This is a genomic window from Ruegeria sp. J8, from assembly GCF_056531925.1.
Genome location: NZ_JBQFMR010000002.1, coordinates 20,237 through 40,580, shown reverse-complemented (window position 1 = coordinate 40,580; position 20,344 = coordinate 20,237). Strand labels below are relative to the sequence as shown.

General features: G+C 59.2%; 20 protein-coding genes and 1 tRNA gene. 7 read left to right on the top strand and 14 right to left on the bottom strand.

Features of this window, described 5'->3' with window-relative positions; all coding sequences use genetic code 11:
* Positions 1-14: 14 nt before the first annotated feature.
* Positions 15-290: a hypothetical protein gene (locus tag ACR0L1_RS03685; RefSeq protein WP_170782465.1), complete on the top strand. Its 276-nt coding sequence runs from the start codon at positions 15-17 to the stop codon at positions 288-290.
* A 92-nt stretch (positions 291-382) separates the two neighbouring features.
* On the opposite strand, the gene gltA is transcribed toward ACR0L1_RS03685, so the two are convergent.
* The gene (gene gltA / locus ACR0L1_RS03680) at positions 383-1,678 is read right to left on the bottom strand and encodes a citrate synthase (RefSeq protein WP_170774233.1); all 1,296 of its coding nucleotides are present in this window, start codon (positions 1,676-1,678) and stop codon (positions 383-385) included.
* A 121-nt stretch (positions 1,679-1,799) separates the two neighbouring features.
* Positions 1,800-3,200, bottom strand: a complete 1,401-nt coding sequence (gene gltX / locus ACR0L1_RS03675; protein ID WP_480857809.1) for a glutamate--tRNA ligase — start codon at positions 3,198-3,200, stop codon at positions 1,800-1,802.
* Positions 3,201-3,278: 78 nt separating this feature from the next.
* Here gltX and ACR0L1_RS03670 point away from each other — a divergent pair, with 78 nt between their 5' ends.
* The gene (locus ACR0L1_RS03670) at positions 3,279-5,312 is read left to right on the top strand and encodes a ComEC/Rec2 family competence protein (protein WP_480857203.1); all 2,034 of its coding nucleotides are present in this window, start codon (positions 3,279-3,281) and stop codon (positions 5,310-5,312) included.
* On the opposite strand, the gene lexA is transcribed toward ACR0L1_RS03670, so the two are convergent.
* The 6 genes from lexA to ACR0L1_RS03640 all read right to left on the bottom strand — a co-directional run bounded on the left by lexA (position 5,306) and on the right by ACR0L1_RS03640 (position 10,128).
* A complete protein-coding gene (lexA, locus tag ACR0L1_RS03665; protein WP_170782463.1) occupies positions 5,306-6,004 on the bottom strand; it encodes a transcriptional repressor LexA in 699 nt (232 codons plus the stop codon). The genes ACR0L1_RS03670 and lexA overlap by 7 nt on opposite strands.
* 75 nt (positions 6,005-6,079) lie before the next feature.
* A complete protein-coding gene (locus tag ACR0L1_RS03660; RefSeq protein ID WP_480857202.1) occupies positions 6,080-7,252 on the bottom strand; it encodes a molybdopterin molybdotransferase MoeA in 1,173 nt (390 codons plus the stop codon).
* The gene (gene moaC, locus ACR0L1_RS03655) at positions 7,249-7,722 is read right to left on the bottom strand and encodes a cyclic pyranopterin monophosphate synthase MoaC (protein ID WP_480857200.1); all 474 of its coding nucleotides are present in this window, start codon (positions 7,720-7,722) and stop codon (positions 7,249-7,251) included. The genes ACR0L1_RS03660 and moaC overlap by 4 nt, the downstream gene beginning before the upstream one ends.
* On the bottom strand, positions 7,722-8,534 hold the full coding sequence (gene trpC / locus ACR0L1_RS03650) for an indole-3-glycerol phosphate synthase TrpC (RefSeq protein WP_480857198.1): 813 nt from the start codon (positions 8,532-8,534) through the stop codon (positions 7,722-7,724). The genes moaC and trpC overlap by 1 nt, the downstream gene beginning before the upstream one ends.
* A complete protein-coding gene (gene trpD / locus ACR0L1_RS03645) occupies positions 8,531-9,550 on the bottom strand; it encodes an anthranilate phosphoribosyltransferase (protein ID WP_480857196.1) in 1,020 nt (339 codons plus the stop codon). Before trpD ends, trpC begins: the two co-directional genes overlap by 4 nt.
* A complete protein-coding gene (locus ACR0L1_RS03640) occupies positions 9,547-10,128 on the bottom strand; it encodes an anthranilate synthase component II (RefSeq protein WP_480548074.1) in 582 nt (193 codons plus the stop codon). The genes trpD and ACR0L1_RS03640 overlap by 4 nt, the downstream gene beginning before the upstream one ends.
* 194 nt (positions 10,129-10,322) lie before the next feature.
* On the opposite strand from ACR0L1_RS03640, the gene ACR0L1_RS03635 reads away from it, so the two are divergent.
* Complete coding sequence (locus tag ACR0L1_RS03635; RefSeq protein ID WP_480857194.1) at positions 10,323-11,759, top strand: divergent polysaccharide deacetylase family protein; 1,437 nt, start codon at positions 10,323-10,325, stop codon at positions 11,757-11,759.
* A gap of 21 nt (positions 11,760-11,780) precedes the next feature.
* Here the strand turns inward: ACR0L1_RS03635 and trpE are convergent, their stop codons facing one another.
* From trpE to fabI, 5 genes are all read right to left on the bottom strand, one after another.
* Complete coding sequence (trpE, locus tag ACR0L1_RS03630) at positions 11,781-13,292, bottom strand: anthranilate synthase component I (protein WP_480857192.1); 1,512 nt, start codon at positions 13,290-13,292, stop codon at positions 11,781-11,783.
* A gap of 9 nt (positions 13,293-13,301) precedes the next feature.
* On the bottom strand, positions 13,302-15,143 hold the full coding sequence (locus tag ACR0L1_RS03625) for a peptidyl-prolyl cis-trans isomerase (RefSeq protein WP_480857190.1): 1,842 nt from the start codon (positions 15,141-15,143) through the stop codon (positions 13,302-13,304).
* Positions 15,144-15,227: 84 nt separating this feature from the next.
* Positions 15,228-16,403, bottom strand: coding sequence for an aminotransferase (locus ACR0L1_RS03620; protein WP_480857188.1), 1,176 nt, complete (start codon positions 16,401-16,403; stop codon positions 15,228-15,230).
* 62 nt (positions 16,404-16,465) lie between these two features.
* A complete protein-coding gene (gene gpt / locus ACR0L1_RS03615; RefSeq protein ID WP_170774211.1) occupies positions 16,466-16,975 on the bottom strand; it encodes a xanthine phosphoribosyltransferase in 510 nt (169 codons plus the stop codon).
* A 5-nt stretch (positions 16,976-16,980) separates the two neighbouring features.
* Positions 16,981-17,787, bottom strand: a complete 807-nt coding sequence (gene fabI / locus ACR0L1_RS03610; RefSeq protein ID WP_170788638.1) for an enoyl-ACP reductase FabI — start codon at positions 17,785-17,787, stop codon at positions 16,981-16,983.
* 136 nt (positions 17,788-17,923) lie between these two features.
* Between fabI and pdxH the strand changes: the two genes are divergently transcribed.
* From pdxH to ACR0L1_RS03590, 4 genes are all read left to right on the top strand, one after another.
* A complete protein-coding gene (pdxH, locus tag ACR0L1_RS03605) occupies positions 17,924-18,529 on the top strand; it encodes a pyridoxamine 5'-phosphate oxidase (protein WP_480857186.1) in 606 nt (201 codons plus the stop codon).
* Between the two features lie 142 nt (positions 18,530-18,671).
* Positions 18,672-19,178: a cold-shock protein gene (locus ACR0L1_RS03600; RefSeq protein ID WP_174819482.1), complete on the top strand. Its 507-nt coding sequence runs from the start codon at positions 18,672-18,674 to the stop codon at positions 19,176-19,178.
* Positions 19,179-19,184: 6 nt separating this feature from the next.
* On the top strand, positions 19,185-19,652 hold the full coding sequence (locus ACR0L1_RS03595; RefSeq protein WP_170774612.1) for a DUF192 domain-containing protein: 468 nt from the start codon (positions 19,185-19,187) through the stop codon (positions 19,650-19,652).
* A gap of 43 nt (positions 19,653-19,695) precedes the next feature.
* Positions 19,696-19,772 (top strand) — tRNA-Pro (locus tag ACR0L1_RS03590).
* Between the two features lie 7 nt (positions 19,773-19,779).
* Here the strand turns inward: ACR0L1_RS03590 and ACR0L1_RS03585 are convergent.
* The gene (locus tag ACR0L1_RS03585; RefSeq protein WP_170774202.1) at positions 19,780-20,214 is read right to left on the bottom strand and encodes a hypothetical protein; all 435 of its coding nucleotides are present in this window, start codon (positions 20,212-20,214) and stop codon (positions 19,780-19,782) included.
* Positions 20,215-20,344: the final 130 nt, after the last annotated feature.

Here is a 20,344-nt window from a genome sequence, read left to right as displayed (position 1 = left end):
TTGAGGAGGAAAAGATGGGTACCCCCAAGGAAATCGAAGCAGCCGCGAAGAAGATGCAGGCCGCAACGGCGGTCTATCATAAATCACAACAAGAATTGGATAAGGCCAACAAGGACCTGTCGAAATACAATGACATCATCAAGGGCGGCAATGTCTCGGCGATGGGCCCGGCGACGATAGAGCTGTCCAAAGTTGCGGCCAAAATCGGCACGCTACACAAAAAGGTCGGTGATGCGAAAAAGAAAATGGACGACGCGATCAAAGCGCTGAGAAAGGTCATGCCGAAATAGGCGGAAACGTCCCGATTTCGCCCACTGAACGGGTGCTGTCAAAATGAAAAACCCCGCCAGGTAGCGGGGTTTTACTTTGTCGATAGGGTATATCAGCGGTTTTCGATATCGACGTAGTCGCGGGTGGTCTCGCCCAGATACAGCTGACGCGGACGACCGATCTTGTTCTGCGGATCGGCGATCATCTCTTTCCACTGGCTGACCCAGCCCACGGTGCGCGACAGGGCAAAGATCGGCGTGAACATCGAGGTCGGGAAGCCCATCGCCTCGAGGATGATACCCGAATAGAAGTCCACGTTCGGGAACAGCTTCTTCTCGGCGAAATACGGATCTTCCAGCGCCTGCTTTTCCAGCGCCTTGGCAACCTGCAGCTTCGGGTTGTCTTCGATGCCCAGCAGATCCAGCACTTCGTCTGCCGACTGCTTCATCACCTTGGCGCGCGGGTCAAAGTTCTTGTAGACGCGGTGGCCAAAGCCCATCAGACGGAACGGATCGTTTTTGTCCTTGGCGCGGGCGATGTATTCGGGGATGTTTTCGACCGAGCCAATTTCTTCCAGCATCTCCAGACATGCCTGGTTCGCACCACCATGGGCAGGGCCCCACAGGCAGGCGATGCCAGCCGCAATACAGGCAAACGGGTTGGCACCCGAGCTTGAGGCCAGACGCACGGTCGAGGTCGAGGCGTTCTGCTCGTGATCGGCGTGGAGAGTAAAGATGCGGTCCATCGCGCGGCTGAGGATCGGGTTCACCTCATATTCCTCGGCCGGGACGCTAAAGCACATGCGTAGAAAGTTCGACGCATAGTCCAGATCGTTTCGCGGATATACGAAAGGCTGACCGGTGTGATATTTGTATGCCCAGGCCGCGATGGTCGGCATCTTGGCGATCAGGCGATGCGAGGCAACCTCGCGCTGATGAGGGTCCGAGATATCGGTTGAATCGTGATAGAAGGCCGACATTGCGCCGACGACACCAACCATGATCGCCATCGGGTGCGCATCGCGACGGAATCCACGGTAGAAATACTGCATTTGCTCGTGCAGCATGGTGTGACGCGTGATGGTGGATTCGAATTTTTCCAGAACGGGCGCGGTCGGCAGCTCTCCGTACAGCAGCAGGTAGCAAACCTCGAGGAAGTGGGATTTGCCTGCCAGCTGGTCAATCGGATAGCCACGGTGCAGCAGTTCACCTTTTTCGCCATCAATATAAGTGATTGTGCTGTCACAGCTGGCGGTCGAGGTGAAGCCGGGGTCATAGGTGAACACACCCGCAGTGCCGTACAGCTTGCGGATATCGATCACATCAGGCCCGGCAGTCGGCGAATGAATCGGCAGCTCATATGTTTCGCCATGCACGGTAAGAGTGGCTGATTTGTTGCTGTCGGTCATATTTTCCCTTCCTCAATCTTGCGCAAAACGGAACGCTGTCCGATCCTGCGGGCAACGGATGCGCGCACGCGCGCAGTCCGGGTGTTAGCGGAGCAGCGTTACCCAAATGTGAAGATCGGGTTTAGTTCGCTGCATCAGATAGCCGCGCCAGAGTTTCCTCCTGGCCCAGCACAAGCATCATGTCAAAAACCGAAGGAGTTACGGCCCGACCCGCCAGGACGGCGCGCAACGGCCCCGCCAGCTTGCCGAACTTGACGCCCTTGGCTTCCGCAAAGGAATTCAAGGCTTCCTCCAGTTCGCTCCGCGACCAGCTAACATTTTGCAACTGCGGCGTCAATTCATTCAGTATACCATCGGATACTGATGCCAGCGCCTTGGCCGCTTTCTCATCTGGTTTGATGGGGCGGGAAGTCAGGGCAAAATGGGCCTTTTCAAGTAGTTCCGGGAAGGTGCGGGCCCGATCCTTGAGGCAATACATCGCACGTTCCAGATCACTCGATTGTGTATCGGTTAGCGCTGGCAATTGGGCCGCATCAAGGTAAGCTTCGATTTCCTGCCGCAGTGCAGCATCGTCCGAGATAGCGATATGTTGCCCGCACAGATTTTCTAGCTTTTTCAGATCGAACCGGGCCGGGCTTTTGCCGATCCCGTCCAGATCGAACCATTCCTTCGCCTGTGCGTCGGTGAAAAACTCGTCATCGCCGTGACTCCAGCCCAGACGCGCCAGATAGTTGCGCATGCCGGCGGCAGGATAGCCCATGGCCTGATACTCCTGAGCGCCCAACGCGCCGTGGCGTTTCGACAGTTTCTTGCCGTCGGGCCCATGGATAAGCGGGATATGGGCCCAGACTGGAACGTCCCAGCCCATGGCCTGATAGATCATCATCTGACGCGCTGCGTTGTTCAGGTGGTCGTCGCCCCGGATCACGTGGGTCACCCCCATATCGTGATCGTCCACCACCACGGCCAGCATATAAACCGGTGTCCCGTCCGAACGCAGCAGGATCATGTCGTCCAACTGATCGTTGCGGATGGTCACGTCCCCCTGAACCTGATCGCGGATCACGGTCGCGCCGTCCTGCGGGGCCTTGATGCGGACCACAAAAGGTGCGTCTGGATGGGTCGCGGCGTCGGCGTCGCGCCAGGGGCTGCGGTACAGGGTCGATTTGCCCTCGGCCTTCGCTTGTTCGCGGAAGGCGGCGATTTCATCTTGGGTGGCAAAGCATTTATACGCCTTGCCCTCGGCCAGCAGCTGGTTGGCCACTTCGGCATGACGCGCCGCGCCCTCGAACTGGCTGATTACATCGCCATCATGGTCCAGACCCAGCCACGCCATACCTTGCAGGATGGCTGCCGTCGCCTCGGGGGTCGAGCGCTCGCGGTCGGTGTCCTCGATCCGCAGCAGGAACTTGCCACCGCGGCCACGGGCATAAAGCCAATTAAACAGCGCGGTGCGCGCGCCGCCGATATGTAGAAAACCGGTGGGCGAGGGGGCGAAACGGGTGACGACCTGATCGGACATTGTGTGGATTAACCTTTTGGTAACCGTGTCGGGCATAGTTTGGCGCCTGTCTAACGAGGCTGAGGGACGGGGGCAACCATGCGTGTTCTGGCCCGGGTCGAAGCCGCATTGCTGAACCAGACCGGGTACCTGTTTCCATGGTCTCCTGTGTGTCTGGCGATGGGGATCGGTCTGTATTTCTCGCTCCGGTTCGAACCGGCTTGGCAAGTCTACGTTTGTCTCGGCGCGGTCGTTCTTGCGGCTTGGGGGTTAGCCCGCAAGGCACGGTCCGGCTGGGCCTCGTTGGCAATCGGGGGGGCGCTGATCGCGGTCGGGTTCATACTGGCCGGTATCCGCGCCCATACGGTGGCAGAGCCGGTTTTGTCGTGGCGATACTATGGCCCGGTCGAGGGGCGGGTCGTCGCCATTGACCGCTCTGCGTCGGATGCGCTGCGGGTGACATTGGATCGGGTGCGGATAGGGGATGTGCCCAAGGCTCGTCGGCCGCAGCGCGTCCGGCTCTCGCTACATGGCCCAGTGGCGCAGATCGAACCGGGGCAGCGCATCATGACCACAGGGCATCTGTCGCCACCGCAAGGTCCGGTGGAGCCCGGTGGTTTCGACTTTCGCCGCCATGCATGGTTTCAAAGCCTCGGCGCGGTGGGATATACACGCGTACCGGTCCTGACGATTGCCGCAGCAAATCCCGAAGGGGTGCAGATCACAGCGTGGCGTATGGCGATATCCGGGCATGTCCGATCCATCCTGCCTGGTGAGGTCGGAGGTTTCGCCGCAGCCGTCACCACCGGAAATCGCAGCGGTATGGGTCAGAACACGCTGGAATCCCTGCGCGCGTCTAATCTGGCGCATCTTCTGGCCATCTCGGGCCTACATATGGGGCTGTTGACGGGCTTTGTGTATCTTGCGCTCCGTATCGGCCTGTCAGCAGTGCCCGTCTTGGCGCTCAGATGGCCTGTGCGCAAACTGGCCGCGATCGGGGCGCTGATCGCGGCGACGGTCTATCTGATGCTGTCAGGCGGTAGCGTTGCGACCGAGCGTGCCTTTGTCATGGTCAGCGTCATGCTAGGGGCGGTACTCATCGACCGCCGGGCCATTTCGTTGCGCGCGGTGGCCGTTGCCGCGCTGATCGTATTGATTCTGCGGCCGGAATCGCTGTTGAGCCCCGGTTTTCAGATGTCCTTTGCTGCCACCACCGCTTTGGTGGCTGTCTTCGGCCAATTGCGCGATGTCGGGCCGTTGCCTGGACCCAAATGGCTGAAACCAGTAGCCGGGTTGTTTATGTCCTCTGCAATTGCAGGGCTGGCGACGGCGCCGATCGGAGCGGCGCATTTTAACACGATGTCGCACTATGGCCTGGTGGCAAACATGCTGTCCGTGCCGGTCATGGGCATGGTCGTGGTGCCTGCCGCGGTGGTTGCTGCCTTGCTGGCCCCCTTCGGGCTGGAATCACTGGCGCTGGGAGTAATGGGGCTTGGGCTGGAGTGGATATTGCTGGTGTCCGAACGGGTCTCGGGGTTGGAGGGCGCCGTTGGACATGTCGCAAGCCCGCCCGGTTACGTACTGCCTCTCTGTGCATGTGGAGCGTTGTGGATCGCCCTTTGGCAAGGGCGTTCAAGATGGCTGGGGGTCAGCGCCGTGGCGGCTGCCTTTTTGCTGTGGGGGCAAGGCCAACGCCCCGAGGTTCTGATTGCTGATTCAGGCGGGCTGGTGGGCGTCATGACCGATCAAGGCCGCGCGCTGAGCAAGGAAAAAGGCAGCGGATTTATTGCGACGGTCTGGCTGGAAAACGATGGGGACGGGGTGGGGCAGCCCAATGCCGCGGCGCGTTGGCCTGAGCCGAGTGCTATCCAGCGGTATTTATGGCGCGGGAAAGAGCTGATTCACCTGACGGGAAAACGAGCAGCCTCGGGATTTGGGGACTGCACGTCGAACCAGATCGTGATTGCTGCCGTAGAGGTTGATCTGAAGGGGGACTGTGATCTCTATGATCCTGCGCGGCTGTTACAAACCGGCAGTCTTGCCCTGTCTGGAAGTACGGTCATGACCAGCCGAAAGATTGTCGGAGACCGGCTGTGGTCTCCGAAAACACGCGGCGACAAACGGGCTCAGTAGCTTCGGATCAGGCCGACCAACCGGCCTTGTACCTTGACCTTGTCCTCGGGCAGCACTCGGGTTTCGTAGGCGGGGTTCGCGGCCTCAAGCGCAATCGCATGCCCACGCCGGAAAAACCGCTTTAGCGTGGCTTCCTGATCTTCGACCAGCGCCACGACGATATCGCCATTATCCGCGACCGAGGTTTCTCGGATCACCACGACGTCCCCGTCATTGATTCCGGCGTCGATCATGGAATCACCCCGCACCTCAAGCGCGTAATGCTCACCCTTGCCAGAGACCATTGTGCCCGGCACTGCAACACGGTGCGAGACATGGCTGATCGCCTCAATCGGGACACCGGCGGCGATGCGACCCATGACGGGCAATTCCATTGCGTCAACGGTCACGGGGTCAAAATTGGCTGGGCGCGGGCCATCGGGCCTGTCGCCTTCGATCACACGCGGCTTGAATGCGGCCGTAGGCTCACCCCCAAGGCTTTCGGGCAGTTTCACAATCTCAATCGCACGGGCGCGGTGGGCGAGGCGACGAATAAAGCCGCGTTCCTCGAGCGCGGTGATCAATCTGTGGATGCCGGACTTGGACCGCAGGTCCAGCGCCGCCTTCATCTCGTCAAAACTGGGGGGAACACCATCCGCTTGAACGCGTTTGTGGATGAATTCCAACAAATCCAACTGCTTCTTGGTCAGCATTGCTCACACCTCGTCGGTCATGCGTTTTCTTTTGTTCTACGCATGTTCACGTTTTGTGTCAATGGTTTTGGCGCATCAGATCGGCAGGTACGGAACCTCGTCCCCAGCCGAGCGCGCAGGGTCATGGGGCTGGCGCACTAACAGGGCGTTGGCTTGTGCTAGAACGCTTAGCAGCGAACTGTCCTGATCATCGCAGGCGCGGATGCCTTCACGGTCCAAAACGGCGCGCATGTAGTGTTCACGTGGCCCGTTCTGGCTGATATCGGCCGCCAGTTTTGCAGTGCGGAAGGGTTGAAGAACCTCTTCAATTCCCAACATCCGGCGGATCATCGGAACAAGGAAGAGATAGCCGCAAACCATTGCACTCACGGGATTTCCCGGCAGGCCAATCATCGCGCTTTGCCCTAGTCGTCCGGCCATCAGAGGCTTCCCGGGACGCATCCGGATTTTGTAGAAGGCGCGCTCCATCCCCAAATTGCTTGAGACATCAGAGACCAAGTCGTAATCACCGACCGATGCGCCACCGATCGTCACGACCAGATCGGCCCCTTCAGCCAAACCAAACGCGGTTTCCAGAGACGATTGCGTGTCACGCGCAATCGGCAGGACGCGCACATGTGCTCCGGTCTTCTCCAGCAGCGCCTTCAGGCCGAATGTATTGGACGCGATGATTTGATCTGGTCCGGGGATCTCGCCCGGCATGACCAATTCGTCTCCGGTGGAAATCAGCGCGACGACCGGCTTTCGCGCAACGGGTACTTCCGCGATGTTCATTGCGGCCATCAGCGCAACATCTTCGGGTCGTAACAGTCTGGGTGCGCTTATTTTTGTGCCGCTTTTGAAGTCGACCCCGGCGGGGCGGATGTTGGTCTTTTCCCCCGGCTCGTCGGTGATGGTCAACAGATCGTCGCGTCGGTCTGTGTCCTCTTGGATCACGACGAAATCGGCTCCGTCAGGAACGGGTGCGCCAGTAAAGATGCGCACGGCTTGTCCCGGACCCACTGTGCCTGGAAACCGCCGCCCAGCTGCGGCTTCGCCGACGACTTTGAACATGGCGTGCAGTTCGACCTCTGCGGCTTTGACCGCGTAACCATCCATCGACGAGGCCGCAAAGGGTGGTTGATCCCGTGTGGCAACGACGTCAGCGGCCAGGCACCGGCCTGCAGAGTCTGCCAAGGAAACGGTTTCGGACGGCAGGGGCGAAACCAGCTTGAACAGCAGCGCGCGGGCGTCTTCGACTGAGATCATGACGCCTCGTATCGACCTGATTTACCACCATCTTTCAGCAATACGCGAATGCCGCCGATCTCCATCGCCTTGTCCACAGCCTTGGTCATGTCATAGACGGTCAAGGCGGCGGTCGAGGCGGCCGTCAACGCTTCCATCTCGACGCCCGTCTGGCCCGAGGTCTTGACGGTCGCCTCAATCTGCACACCGGGTAATTCTGGGTCCAACGTCAGTTCAACCGCGACCTTGGTGACAGGCAGCGGGTGACATAGTGGGATAAGGTCCGGTGTTTTCTTGGCGCCCATGATTCCGGCCAGTCGGGCCACGCCCAGAACATCGCCCTTTTTGGCCCGGCCTTCTGATATCAAATCAAAGGTTTCCTGCGCCATTTTAATGTGTCCGGAAGCAACGGCGACCCGATTTGTAACCGCCTTTTCAGACACGTCGACCATATGCGCCTGACCCTGTGCGTCGAAATGAGTTAACGGCATCACATCACTCCGGGGATGAGAGGATTGGCCAGCAGGTGGCGCGTAGCCGAGGCGACGTCGCCTTGCCGCATCAGGCTTTCGCCTATCAGGAAACTGCGCGCACCATAGCGGGCCATATCTGCAAGGTCGTCGGGGGTGCTTAGACCGCTTTCGCAGACAATAGTGCGATCGCCGGGCACCAGTTTTGACAAGCGACGGGTGGTATCAAGAGTTGTCTCGAACGTCTTGAGATTGCGGTTGTTTATCCCGATCAGAGGGCTTTTGAGGCCTGTCGCACGCTCAAGCTCTTCCTCGTCATGCACCTCGATCAGAACGTCCATGCCCCAGTCGAAAGCGGTCTGTTCCAACTCTGCGGCCTGAGCGTCCTCGACCGAGGCCATGATGATAAGGATACAATCTGCCCCCAGCGCACGCGCTTCGACCACCTGATAGGGGTCATACATGAAATCCTTGCGCAGTGCAGGCAGTGAACAGGCGGCACGCGCAGCGGTTAGGAACGGTTTGTCGCCCTGAAAGCTGGGTGTGTCCGTCAATACGGACAAACAAGTGGCCCCGCCCTCCGCATAGGCTTTGGCCAAGGCGGGTGGGTCAAAATCGGGACGGATCAAGCCTTTGGATGGGCTGGCTTTCTTGATCTCGGCGATCAGGCCATACCCTGTGCGGGCAGCGGATTGAATGGCTGCTGCAAATCCGCGTGTCTCACCGGCTTCTCGCGCTTCTTCTTCGAGCGTTTCCAGCGATTTATACGTCTTGTCTGATGCAACTTCCTCAAGTTTGTAGGCCTTGATCTTGTCCAGTACCGTCCCGGTCATGCGGCCTCCTGAGTAATACGGGCCACAATGGCAATTTTGTCTTTCGCGTTTCCGCTGTCGATGCTTTCGGCTGCCTTGGCAACCCCGTCCTTGAGGTCCGAGGCCGCATCCGCAACCACCAGCGCGGCTGCGGCATTCAGCAAAACCGCATCCCGATAGGCCGATGGTTGGCCGTCCAGCAATGCTCGGAACGCAACCGCGTTTTCTTCGGGTGTGCCACCTAAGATGTCCTCGAAAGGGTGAACCGGCAGGCCAGCGTCCTCGGGGTGCAATTCGACCTCTTTGACGCGTCCATCCTCTAGCGCGGCAACCCAGCTTACACCGGTGATGGTCAACTCATCCGTTCCGTCGGATCCATGCACCAACCACGCGCGGTCGGCGCCCAGTAGACCCAAAGTCTCAGCCATCGGGCGGATCAGATCGCGGCTGAACGCGCCGGTCAGTTGCCGTTTGACGCCTGCAGGGTTGGTCAGCGGACCAAGAATATTGAAGATCGTGCGAGTCCCAAGCTCTTGCCGTGTGGGCATGACATGGGCGATCGCCGGGTGGTGCATCGGGGCCATCATGAACCCGATCCCGGCCTCTTGCAGCGCCTTTTCAACTGTTTCCGGGCCGACCATAACATTGATCCCCAACTGTCCCAGCGCATCAGCGGCCCCGGATTTCGAGCTGAGGTTGCGGTTTCCGTGCTTAGCTACTGTCACCCCGGCGCCGGCAACCACAAAAGCGGTTGCGGTCGAGATGTTCAGAGTGCCTTTGCCGTCTCCGCCAGTGCCGACGATGTCCATCGCGCCCTCGGGCGCTTGGACTGCGTTGCATTTGGCGCGCATGACAGCGGCGGCGGCGGCGTATTCCTCGACTGTTTCGCCCCGGGTGCGCATGGCCATCAGCAGCCCGCCGATCTGGCTGGGCGTGGCAGCACCGTCAAACAGAATGCCAAAGGCCTGTTCAGCCTCGGCGCGGGTCAGGGGCCGGTCGGCGGCGGCCCCGATCAGCGGTTTCAGAGCGTCGCTCATGCGGGAACTTTCATCTCGGACAGGAAATTCTTGAGCAGGGCGTGGCCGTGCTCGGATGCGATGGATTCTGGGTGGAACTGAACGCCATGAATGGGCAATTCTTTATGTTGCAGACCCATGATGGTGCCGTCCTCCAATTCTGCCGTGATTTCAAGGCAGTCGGGCAGGGTGTTACGGTCCACAACCAGCGAGTGATAGCGCGTCGCCTCAAACGGCGATGGCAGGCCTGCGAACAGACCTTTGCTTGTATGGTGCATGGTGCCCATCTTGCCGTGGACGATCTCGTGACAGCGGATGACGTCGCCACCAAAAGCCTGACCGATGGTCTGATGTCCAAGGCACACACCCATCAGCGGTGTCTGCGTTTCTGCCGCGGCCTTGGTCAGAGCCAGGCAGATGCCGGCCTGATCAGGATCACAGGGGCCAGGGCTGAGCAAGATGCCTGTCGGGTTCATGGCCATCGCTTCTTGCACATCCAATGCGTCGTTGCGCCGGATCACCATTTCGGCCCCAAGTTCGCCTAAATAGTGGACGAGGTTGTAGGTAAACGAGTCGTAGTTGTCGATCAGCAGCAGCATGTGAGCACTTGTCTTAGATTGGGCATTTCGGACTGGCGATGCAGCCCCGAGCCGCGATATAATGTCGGGACATACATGCTCAGGCTTGCGGGGCAGCGTCAAGAGGACATCCGACCTGACGCGCCTGCAAGGTGAGTGTCGCAGAAGACGGCACATTGACAGTCGACGCAGGAATTGGACGAGAGGCAATTATTATGGGCGGATTTGTGGGTGGAATGATCGCAGGTGCGGTCGTTGTATTGCTGCTGGGCGCGGCGTTGTCGCTGAATACCCCCCTGACGCGAAAACCGGAGGTGGTTGAAAAAGCCCCTGAACCGGCCGAGATCGAAGCCCCGCAAGTGACCGAGGCCGAGGTTGGTACGATCGCCGATGCCGATGTTTTAACGCTGCCTGCCCCTGATCCGGCCCCGGCGGATGCGCCCGACACTGTGGCGGGGCTGTCCGAAGTTGAAAACGCGCCGAACACTGTCCCCGAAGTGAATGAGACCGCCGTTCAGGTCGATCGCGCCGAGCAGGTTGAAACCACCGACGTGGCCATTGCAACTGAAGCTCCTGTTGCCCCACAGGCTCCGACCTCTCCTCAAGTTCCTGAAGCACTGGCCGAGGCTCCGCTTGCCGAAGACGTGCCTGCCGTGATTGAGGAGGCTCCGACACCTCCGGCCCCTGTCGAAGAGGTGGTGGTGGAAGAGGTTGCGCCAGCGGAAGACACTCCGGTTTCCGAACCGCTGCCCGAGGTGGCCGCCGTTGAGCCGGAACCGGAAACGCAAGACCCCGTTGCGGTTGAGCCGAAGGATGAAGAACCGCCCCGTACCCTGCCGCGTATTGCCGCTGTGCCACAGATCGGGGCCGATCAGGCCACCGAGGGGACGCAGGGCGTCGGCCGGCGCGTTGTTCCCCTGACCGAGCGAGACGGCGGTGAACCCGTTGATGAAACTGCCGACGCGGCCCCAGTTTCTAACAAGCCGATCGAGGCTTATGCCGCCGAATTCGACCAACCCGGCTCGGTGCCACTGATGTCGATCATTCTGATCGATGACGAAGGCGCGTATGGGGCCGAAGCGTTGCAGGACTTCCCTTATCCGATCAGCTTTGCCATCAGCCCGTCCGACCCCGAAGCTGCGGAAAAGATGGCCCGTTACCGCGCGGCAGGATTTGAGGTTCTGGCGATGGCGGACCTGCCCAAAGAAGCCAGCGCGCAGGATGCCGAGGTCTCGCTGTCTGTATGGCTAGATATGCTACCTGAAACGGTTGGCATCCTTGAAGGGGTCGATACGGGGATTCAGGGCAACCGCAAGCTGGCTGATCAAGTTGCGGCTATCGCAGGCGGCACTGGTCGCGGGTTGATCACTCAAGACAATGGGTTGAACACGGTGCAGAAACTGGCAGCGCGGAATGGCATTCCGTCCAGCGTAATCTTCCGTGATATCGACGGTGCGCGTCAGGAGCCGAAAGTGATGCGTCGCTTTCTGGATCAAGCGGCCTTTCGGGCCGGGCAAGAAGGTTCGGTTGTGATGTTGGGTCGTTTGCGCCCCGACACGATCTCGGCATTGTTGGTTTGGGGATTGGAGGATCGTGGCGGTCGCGTGACAATGGCACCGATCTCGGCCGTGATGAAGCGACAGGTTCAATAGGCGCGTTAACTGCGCCTATTTTCAGCTATTGCCCGAACCGGTGAAGCGCGCCGCATCCTCAGCAGCGCGGCGGATGGCGTTGGATTTATGGACTGTTTCCATGAACTCGGCCTCAGGGTCGCTGTCATAGACCACACCGCCCCCGGCTTGGATGTAAAGCTTTTGATCCTTCACGATGGCTGTGCGCAGGGCGATACACATATCCATGTCGCCCCCCGCGCTGAAATAGCCGACACCGCCGCCATAGATACCGCGCTTTTCGGGTTCCAGCTCATCAATGATCTCCATCGCCCGCACTTTCGGTGCGCCTGAGACGGTCCCGGCGGGCATACCGGCAAAGAAGGCGTCCAGCGCGTCTTTGTCGTCGGCCAGCTCTCCGACCACGTTCGAGACGATGTGCATCACGTGGCTGTAGCGTTCGATGATGAACTCTTCAGTCGGGCGGACAGTGCCAATCTTGGACACGCGCCCCGTATCGTTGCGGCCCAGATCCAGCAGCATCAGATGCTCGGCCAGTTCTTTCTTGTCGGCCAGCAAGTTGACCTCATTCGCCTTGTCCTCTTCGGGCGTCGCACCCCGCGGGCGGGTGCCAGCGATGGGACGGATCGTGACCTCATTGCCGAAGACGCGCACCAGAATTTCTGGGCTGGCGCCAACGACCTGAAATCCGCCGAAGTTGAAATAGAACATGAAGGGCGAAGGGTTGGTCCGACGCAACGAACGATAGAGCGCAAAGGGCGGCTGAGGGAAATCTTGCGTCCAGCGCTGCGCCGGGACGACCTGAAAGATATCGCCCGCACGGATGTATTCCTTGGCTTTTTCAACCGCTTCCATGTAGCCGGACTTGGTGAAGTTCGACTGCGGAGTCGCGACTTCCGATGCATCGCCAAGATCGCGCGATTCAGCAGGCATGGCGCGTTCCAGATCCCGCACGGCGTCCATGACACGCTCGGCGGCCTGCGCATAGGCCGCTTTGGCCGATTGCCCTTCGCTGACCCAGGCGGGCGAAACAACCGTAACCTCGCCCTTGACGCCGTCCAGCACAGCTACGACTGACGGGCGCAGCATCACCGCATCAGGCAGCCCAAGCGGATCAGGGTTCACATTGGGCAGGTATTCCACCAGCCGCACCATGTCATAGCCCAGATATCCAAACAGCCCGGCAGCGGCCTGCGGCAGATCATCGGGCAGGTCGATCCGGCTTTCGGCCAGCAATGCCCGCAGGTTGTCCATGGGATTGCCGGTTTGCGGATCGAAAGCTTCGTGGTCGAAGCGGGCGGAACGGTTCAGTTCGGACGCTTCCCCCCGGCAACGCCAGATCAGATCGGGCTTCATTCCGATGATCGAGTACCGGCCGCGCACCTCGCCGCCTGTCACTGATTCCAGCATGAACGCGTCTTTCTGCGCGCCCGTCAGCTTGAGCATCAGCGACACCGGCGTATCCAGATCAGCGGCCAATCGGGTGTAAACGACCTGGTTCTCGCCTGCCTCATAGGCGCGGGCGAAGCTGTCGTATTCAGGAGTCAGGGCCATTGGGGTCTCTTAGTAGCTCGCTTGGACAGCGTTCAGGGCCTGTTGATCCACGACGGGACGGGCGCGAACCTGCGCGTCACGGACATAGGCGTCGAAAATATTCTGAGCCAGAGCTTGGTTCAACTGCGCCGCAAGGGCTTCGCGTGCCTGACGCAATTCGTCTGTCTCATCAGGCGGCAAAAGCTCTTCGAGCCGCACAACAAAGGCAGTACCAGTGCCAGGGATCACGCGCAGCTCTTCCAGTTCCATGTCAAACACGTCCGACATGAAAGTTGCGGGAACGTCATCCAGAAAAGCGGTCCGGGTCAGGGCGTTTTCCACGCGGAAGGGCAGGCCAGTTTCAGTGAAATCGCCATTGCTCTCAAGCTGTGCAAGAACGGTTTTGGCCTGCTCTTCCAGCGCCTTGTCCGTCTCGGCCTGCACCCATGCGGCAATCACGCGCTCCCGGGCGCTGTCCAGGGGTTCCGGGCGGCGGGGCAGAACTTCGTCCAGTCGCAGGGCAAAGATTGAGCCGTCCTCAAGGAACGCAACTTCGGGGAAATCGCCTTCGTTCACGTCCTGTGCGGCAACGCGGAACCCGTCATAAGCGGCCACGCCATCTTCGCTTTGGCGAGTCCAGTCGATCTGGCCCAGTTCCATCTCAGTCTCGCCCACCAGCTCTTCCAAGGTGGCACCACCCGCCAGCAGGTCGTTGATGTCTTCGGCTTGCGCCTCGATCTGGCGGCGGGCACGGTCAGCGGCCAGTTCTTCACGCAAAATTGGAGCGGCGTCTTCGAACGCAATGATGTTTTCCGCTAGCGTGCCGTTGATGCGGAACAGTGCCGGGCCCAGAGGCGACGGAAGGGGGCCAACAACATCGTCCAGTTCGGCGGCAAATACGCCGTCGGCCGCGTCGCCAAGATCGTCCCGGGTCACGTCACCCAGATCGACATCGCTGAGTACAAGATCGCGGTCGCGCACCAGAGTTTCGAACGTTGTGCCGCCGACAGCGATTTGCGCCATGGCAGTCTCGGCAGCAGCCTCGTCCGAAAATGGCAGACGCTCGACTAAGCGGCGCGCGGGCTGTTGGAATTCCTCCGAGCGCTGATCATAGAGGCGGCGCACCGCGTCCTCATCCACCTCAACGCTGTCCAGCAGCATGTCGGGCGACAGTATTGCATAGGTCAGCCGCTTGGTGCGGGGCAGAGTGAAAAGGTCGGCATTGCCGTCGTAAAAAGTTTGAACCTGCGCATCGGTGGGCTGCCCGATTGGCTCAGACAGGGCGTCCGCGCTGACGGTCGCAACAGTAAAGCTGCGTCGCGCGCCGACGAAATTGGTCATGACATCTGTCAGGGTTTGGGGCATCTCGACGCCGCCCATGATCGCGCCCTGCACGATGGTGCGTGCAGATTCCTTGCGCAGATCGGATTCGAATTCGCTGTCGGTCAGGCCAACCTGATCAAGCTGAAACTCATACGAGTCGCGGTCGAAACTTCCATCCACCCCCTGAAAGGCCGGGATGGCCAGAATTTCCTTCTGCAGGTTCTCATCCCCGATCGAAAGGCCCAGCAGACCGACCTCATTATCCAGCGCGGCAAGCGCGGTCAGGCGCGAGAGGGCAAGCTGGTCCAGCCCGAACTCATGCGCCTGCGAGATTTGCATCGGTTGCCCGGTCTGACTTTCGACGGCGCGGATTTCGCGTTGAAGCTCACGCACATAATCGTTGATCGAGATATCTTCGTTGCCTACCTGCGCGACACTGCGCGCGGTTCCGGTCAGGCTCGTGGCCCCGAACCCGGCAAGGCCCAGCATCAAAAGACCCATCAGGATCCAGACAAAGGTCTTTGAAAGGTTTTTCATGCCTGCGGCCATGGTGCCCTCATTTGTGGTTTTGTGGCAGATTGCTGCCCTGTCGGTTGCGGCCTTGAATACGACGCGGACCGGCGGGGGGCAAGCTTAGAAGGTGGCGTCGGTCAGCCGATCGAACAATTGGCGCAAGCCTTTGCGGTCTAGATTGGCAAAGGCGATGCGGACCTGCCGCTTGCCGGCTGGATCGTCCTGCGGCATGAACATGGTGCCGGGCAAAAGCAGGATGCCGGTTTCGGCCACCATGCGTTTGGCCAACTCGTCTGAGGGCAAGTCGAAAGGGTGTTCGAAATAGGCGAAATAAGCGCCTAGCCCCAGAAGTTTCCACCCCTTTTCGGCAAGATCGGGCAACATGTCCTGAATGGCGGCGCGTCTGTCGAGAATCTCATCCCGTTCTCCGGCGACCCATCGCGACAGGTTCTGCATTCCCCAAAGGGCGGCGAATTGACCCATCTGACCGGGGCAGATGGCGACGGTGTCGAGGAATTTTTCGATCTCGGCCAGAAGGTTTGGGCTGGTCGCGATTGCGCCGACCCTATGGCCTGTCAGGCGGTAGGCTTTCGAAAAGGAATAGAGATGCACCAGCGTCTCGTCCCAACCGGGTTGTTGGAACAAATCGTGAGGCGGGCCACTGCGGCTGTCGAAATCACGGTAGGTTTCATCGACCAGCAAGCGAATTCCGGCCTCTTGCGCCAGATCATAAAAGGCGCGGACCAGTTCCGCCGGGTATTCGACGCCACCCGGATTGTTCGGTGTTACCAGAGCAATCGCACGTGTTTTATCAGTGATCAGCGCGCGCGCAGCCTCGGGGTCGGGGAGCAAATCGTCCCCGGTATGCAACGCGATGCTGCGTACCCCTGCCATATCCAGCCACATTCTATGGTTGAAGTACCATGGGGTTGGCAGAATGACCTCATCCCCCTCATCGGTGATGGCTGAAAGGGTGGCGGCGAAAGCCTGATTGCAACCCGAAGTGATGGCGACCTGATCTGACGAAAGGTCCGCGCCGTAATGGGTGCCGATTTGTTGGGCGAGTTCGGCCCGGAGTTCGGGGTTTCCCAGCACGGGGCCGTAGAGATGCGCGCTGTCTTCACTGATGGCAAACTCGGCCATGGCCTGACGCAAGGCAAGCGGCGGTGGATCGACCGGGGCAGCCTGGCTGACGTTGATCAAAGGACGGTCTTGAGTGAAGTCCACGCCCTCAAGCCAGCGGCGCGCCTCCATCACCGGAGGGGGGAAGGTGGCGCGGGTACGGGTTTGGGGCATGGCGGATCATTTTTTGCGAGGCTCTGCCTCGCGCTCCGAGGTATTTTTGAACAGAAGAAGGATCAGTCGGTGCCCCGGTAGGGTTCGACATATTGCAGGGCCATATCCCATGGGAAGAATATCCATGTGTCCTGGCTGACTTCGGTGATGAAAGTATCAACCATCGGGCGGCCTTTGGGTTTGGCATAGACAGTGGCAAAATGCGCCTTGGGGTACATGTCCCGGACCAGTTCCAGGGTTTTGCCGCTGTCGACTAGGTCATCGATGATCAGTACGCCGGTGCCGTCGCCCATCAGGCCGGCGTCCGGGGCCTTCAGAACTTCGGCTTCGCCTTGTTCCTGATGGTGGTAAGAGCGGACGCTGATCGTGTCGACGGTGCGGATGTCCAACTCACGGCTGACAATCATCGCCGGGGCCATGCCGCCGCGCGTGATGGCGACAACGGCGCGCCAGGCACCATCTTCGGGGCCTTGCCCGTCCAGACGCCAGGCCAGAGCGCGCGAGTCGCGGTGAATCTGATCCCAACTGATGTGAAAGCCTTTTTCGTGGGGCAGGCGGTCTTTGGCGCTCATGGATATTAACCTTTTTCAACGTCTGGTGCGTCAACGGCCTTCATGCCGACGATGTGATAACCTGAATCCACGTGCAGATTCTCACCGGTTACGCCTCCGCTGAGGTCAGACAGCAGATAGAGCGCTGAGTTGCCGACGTCATCAATGGTCACGTTGCGGCGCAGGGGCGAGTTATATTCATTCCATTTCATGATATAGCGGAAATCACCGATCCCGCTGGCTGCCAGCGTCTTGATCGGGCCAGCCGAGATCGCGTTCACACGGATGCCGTCTTTGCCCAGATCCTCGGCCAGATATTTAACCGAGGCCTCAAGCGCCGCCTTGGCCACACCCATGACGTTGTAGTGGGGCATGACTTGTTCTGCGCCGTAGTAGGTCAGCGTGACCGCGCTGCCGCCATTGGTCATCATCTTCTCGGCCCGCTGCATTACGGCGGTGAAGGAATAGACCGAGACATCCATGGTCAGTTTGAAATTGGCGCGCGAAGTATCAACATAGCGGCCGCGCAACTCGTTTTTGTCGGAAAAGCCGATGGCGTGGACGACAAAATCCAAATGTCCCCATTTCTTCGAAAGCGAGTTGAATAGTTCGTCAATCGACTCTTCGTCGCTGACGTCGCAGGGCAAGACGATTTCACTGCCCAATTGAGCGGCCAGCGGGTCAACCCGCTTTTTCAGCGCATCGCCTTGATAAGAGAATGCAAGTTCGGCCCCTGCGTCAGACAATGCGCGGGCAATCCCCCATGCGATTGATTTGTCATTCGCCAGTCCCATGATGAGGCCGCGCTTGCCGGCCATCAACTGATTTGACATGTTCGGTTCTCCGCCTGTCCTTCGCATTATGTTGGGATGGTTTATGCCATTGGATGGCTTGCATCAAGGCCGTGTGCTCTTGCCCGTGGCGGGTTCTCGCCCTAGGGTGAACATTAAGAGTTTCCAGGGGATGGAAATGAGCGAACGAGACGGCATTTTCGCCGGTACCGATCCGTTTGAAATAGCGGCGCGGTGGCTGGACGACGCCAGGGACAGTGAACCGAACGATCCGAACGCGATTGCCCTGGCAACCGTGGACGCGACTGGTATGCCAAACGTGCGGATGGTCCTGCTGAAAGAGATCGAGGCTCAGGCCTTTGTGTTCTACACGAATTACGAAAGTACCAAGGCGGCCGAGTTGGACAGTGCCGGGAAAGCTGCTTTTGTGATGCATTGGAAATCTTTGCGGCGTCAAATCCGAGTTCGTGGTACAATAACTCGGGAAAACGGACCACAAGCGGATGAATATTATGCGTCCCGATCCCTAAAAAGCCGGTTGGGTGCATGGGCGTCGAAACAGTCACAGCCGCTCAGCAGCCGGACGGCTCTGATGGCCGAGGTTGCAAAGGTGACCGCAAAGCTGGGGCCGAATCCACCGCGTCCACCGTTTTGGGGTGGATACCGGTTGGAGCCGACAGAGATCGAATTCTGGGCTGACGGAGCCTTCCGTTTGCATGATCGGTTCCAGTGGCGGCGTGAAAACGCAGAGACTGAGTGGCAGACACAGAGGCTGAATCCATGACATTCACGTGCCGCGAAATGCAACACTCGGAGTTTAAAGGGTTTTTTCAGCTTGAAATCGTGGGGCAATCCCATACACATCAAAACCTTAACGAATTATTAAAACGCGCGATAGGAACACTGTGCCAGACGACCTGAACAACATGTACCGCGTACGTGGACACGTGAAATGGTTCGACCCTGCCAAGGGGTATGGCTTTGTTGTGTCCGATGAGGGTGGCCCGGATATTCTGTTGCATGTAAATGTCTTGCGGAATTTTGGCCAAAGCTCGGTCGCGGATGGTGCCGGCATTGAGATCATGACGCACCGCACCGATCGCGGTGTTCAAGCGGTCGAGGTGATCAGCGTAGATCCTCCGGCGCGCGCCGACTCAATGATGCTTGCCGATTTCGCCGAGCTGGACCCGGTGGCCATAGCCGAAGCCCCATTGGAAGCTGCGCGCGTAAAATGGTTCGACAAGGGCAAGGGATTTGGATTCGCCAATGTGTTCGGTCGGGACGAAGACGTGTTTCTTCATATTGAGGTTTTGCGCCGGTCTGGTTTGGCCGATTTGCAGCCGGGCGAGGCTTTGGCGATGCGGGTGATCGATGGCAAACGTGGACGTATGGCCGCGCAGGTTCTGGCCTGGGAATCCGCGCTTGATAGCTAGAGCATGATGATCAGGGTTCTTTCGGTTGCTGCGACGATACTATCGGTATGGACGGGAACGGCCTTTGCGGCCTGTAGCGCGGATCGCGTGAACCTGAAAAATGAAAAGTCTCAGATCAGCTTCGATATCGAACTTGCCGTGACACCGCAGGAACGTGCGCGCGGTCTGATGTTTCGGGAATCCATGCCGCAACGGGCAGGGATGCTGTTTATCTTCGATCCGCCGCAGCGGGTCGCGTTCTGGATGAAGAACACACTGATTCCCCTGGATATGATTTTTGTGAATCGCGCAGGTGAGGTCGTGAATGTGCATAGTGATGCCATCCCCGGTGATTTATCGCTGATTGAGGGCGGTGATTCGGTCTATGCCGTGTTGGAGATCAACGCAGGGCTGGCGCGGCGTTACCTGATTGAACCGGGCACGCAGATGCAGCACGAAGTTTTTTCGCAAGGTCCTGCAATTTGGCCCTGTTAGGGCTTTTCAAATCAGAACGGCCCCGTTAGGAAGGCGCACGGTCCGGGGCGTGGCGCAGTCTGGTAGCGCACCTGTTTTGGGTACAGGGGGTCGTAGGTTCGAATCCTGCCGCCCCGACCACTTCCTTTCAAGCTGGAGCACCGCCCATCGCGCGATAAAGCGCGGTAAGGGCCTTGTCCAATTGTTCGCTTTCGACGGGCACCTGAATGTCGGGCGCATTCTGGCGCGGTACGTTGAAATAGAGTTCAGCGTCGACGCGGTATCCTCCGGAGTTTTTGGTCGAGGTTAGGCGCATCACGCTTTTGGGCAGATCCTGCGGGTAACCATCATAGTTGAGAATCAGAAAGGCCGTCGTTTCGGGGGGCAGCAACTCGGTGCATTCGAACAGGCGATTCCCGACACGCCTGAAATCTTCTCCAGGGCCATCACAGCCGACTTCGAACGTATCGAACAGCCGCGTGGGATAGGTTTCAAACTGCGCGCTGCGGGATGGAGGGGGCACATCTTGTGGTGTGCAGGCCACGATCAGTCCCATCAGGGGAAGGATTCCAATCTTCGACATCTCTGCTCGTACCTTTACTTCGTGCTGCGTTGGTCGGCGAAGCTGTTTTCGCGCCGAACAAACGCAGGGATGATTCTATTCGAGTTTAGATATCTTAACTTCGGTTTATCAAATGCCGATAACTGTGCCG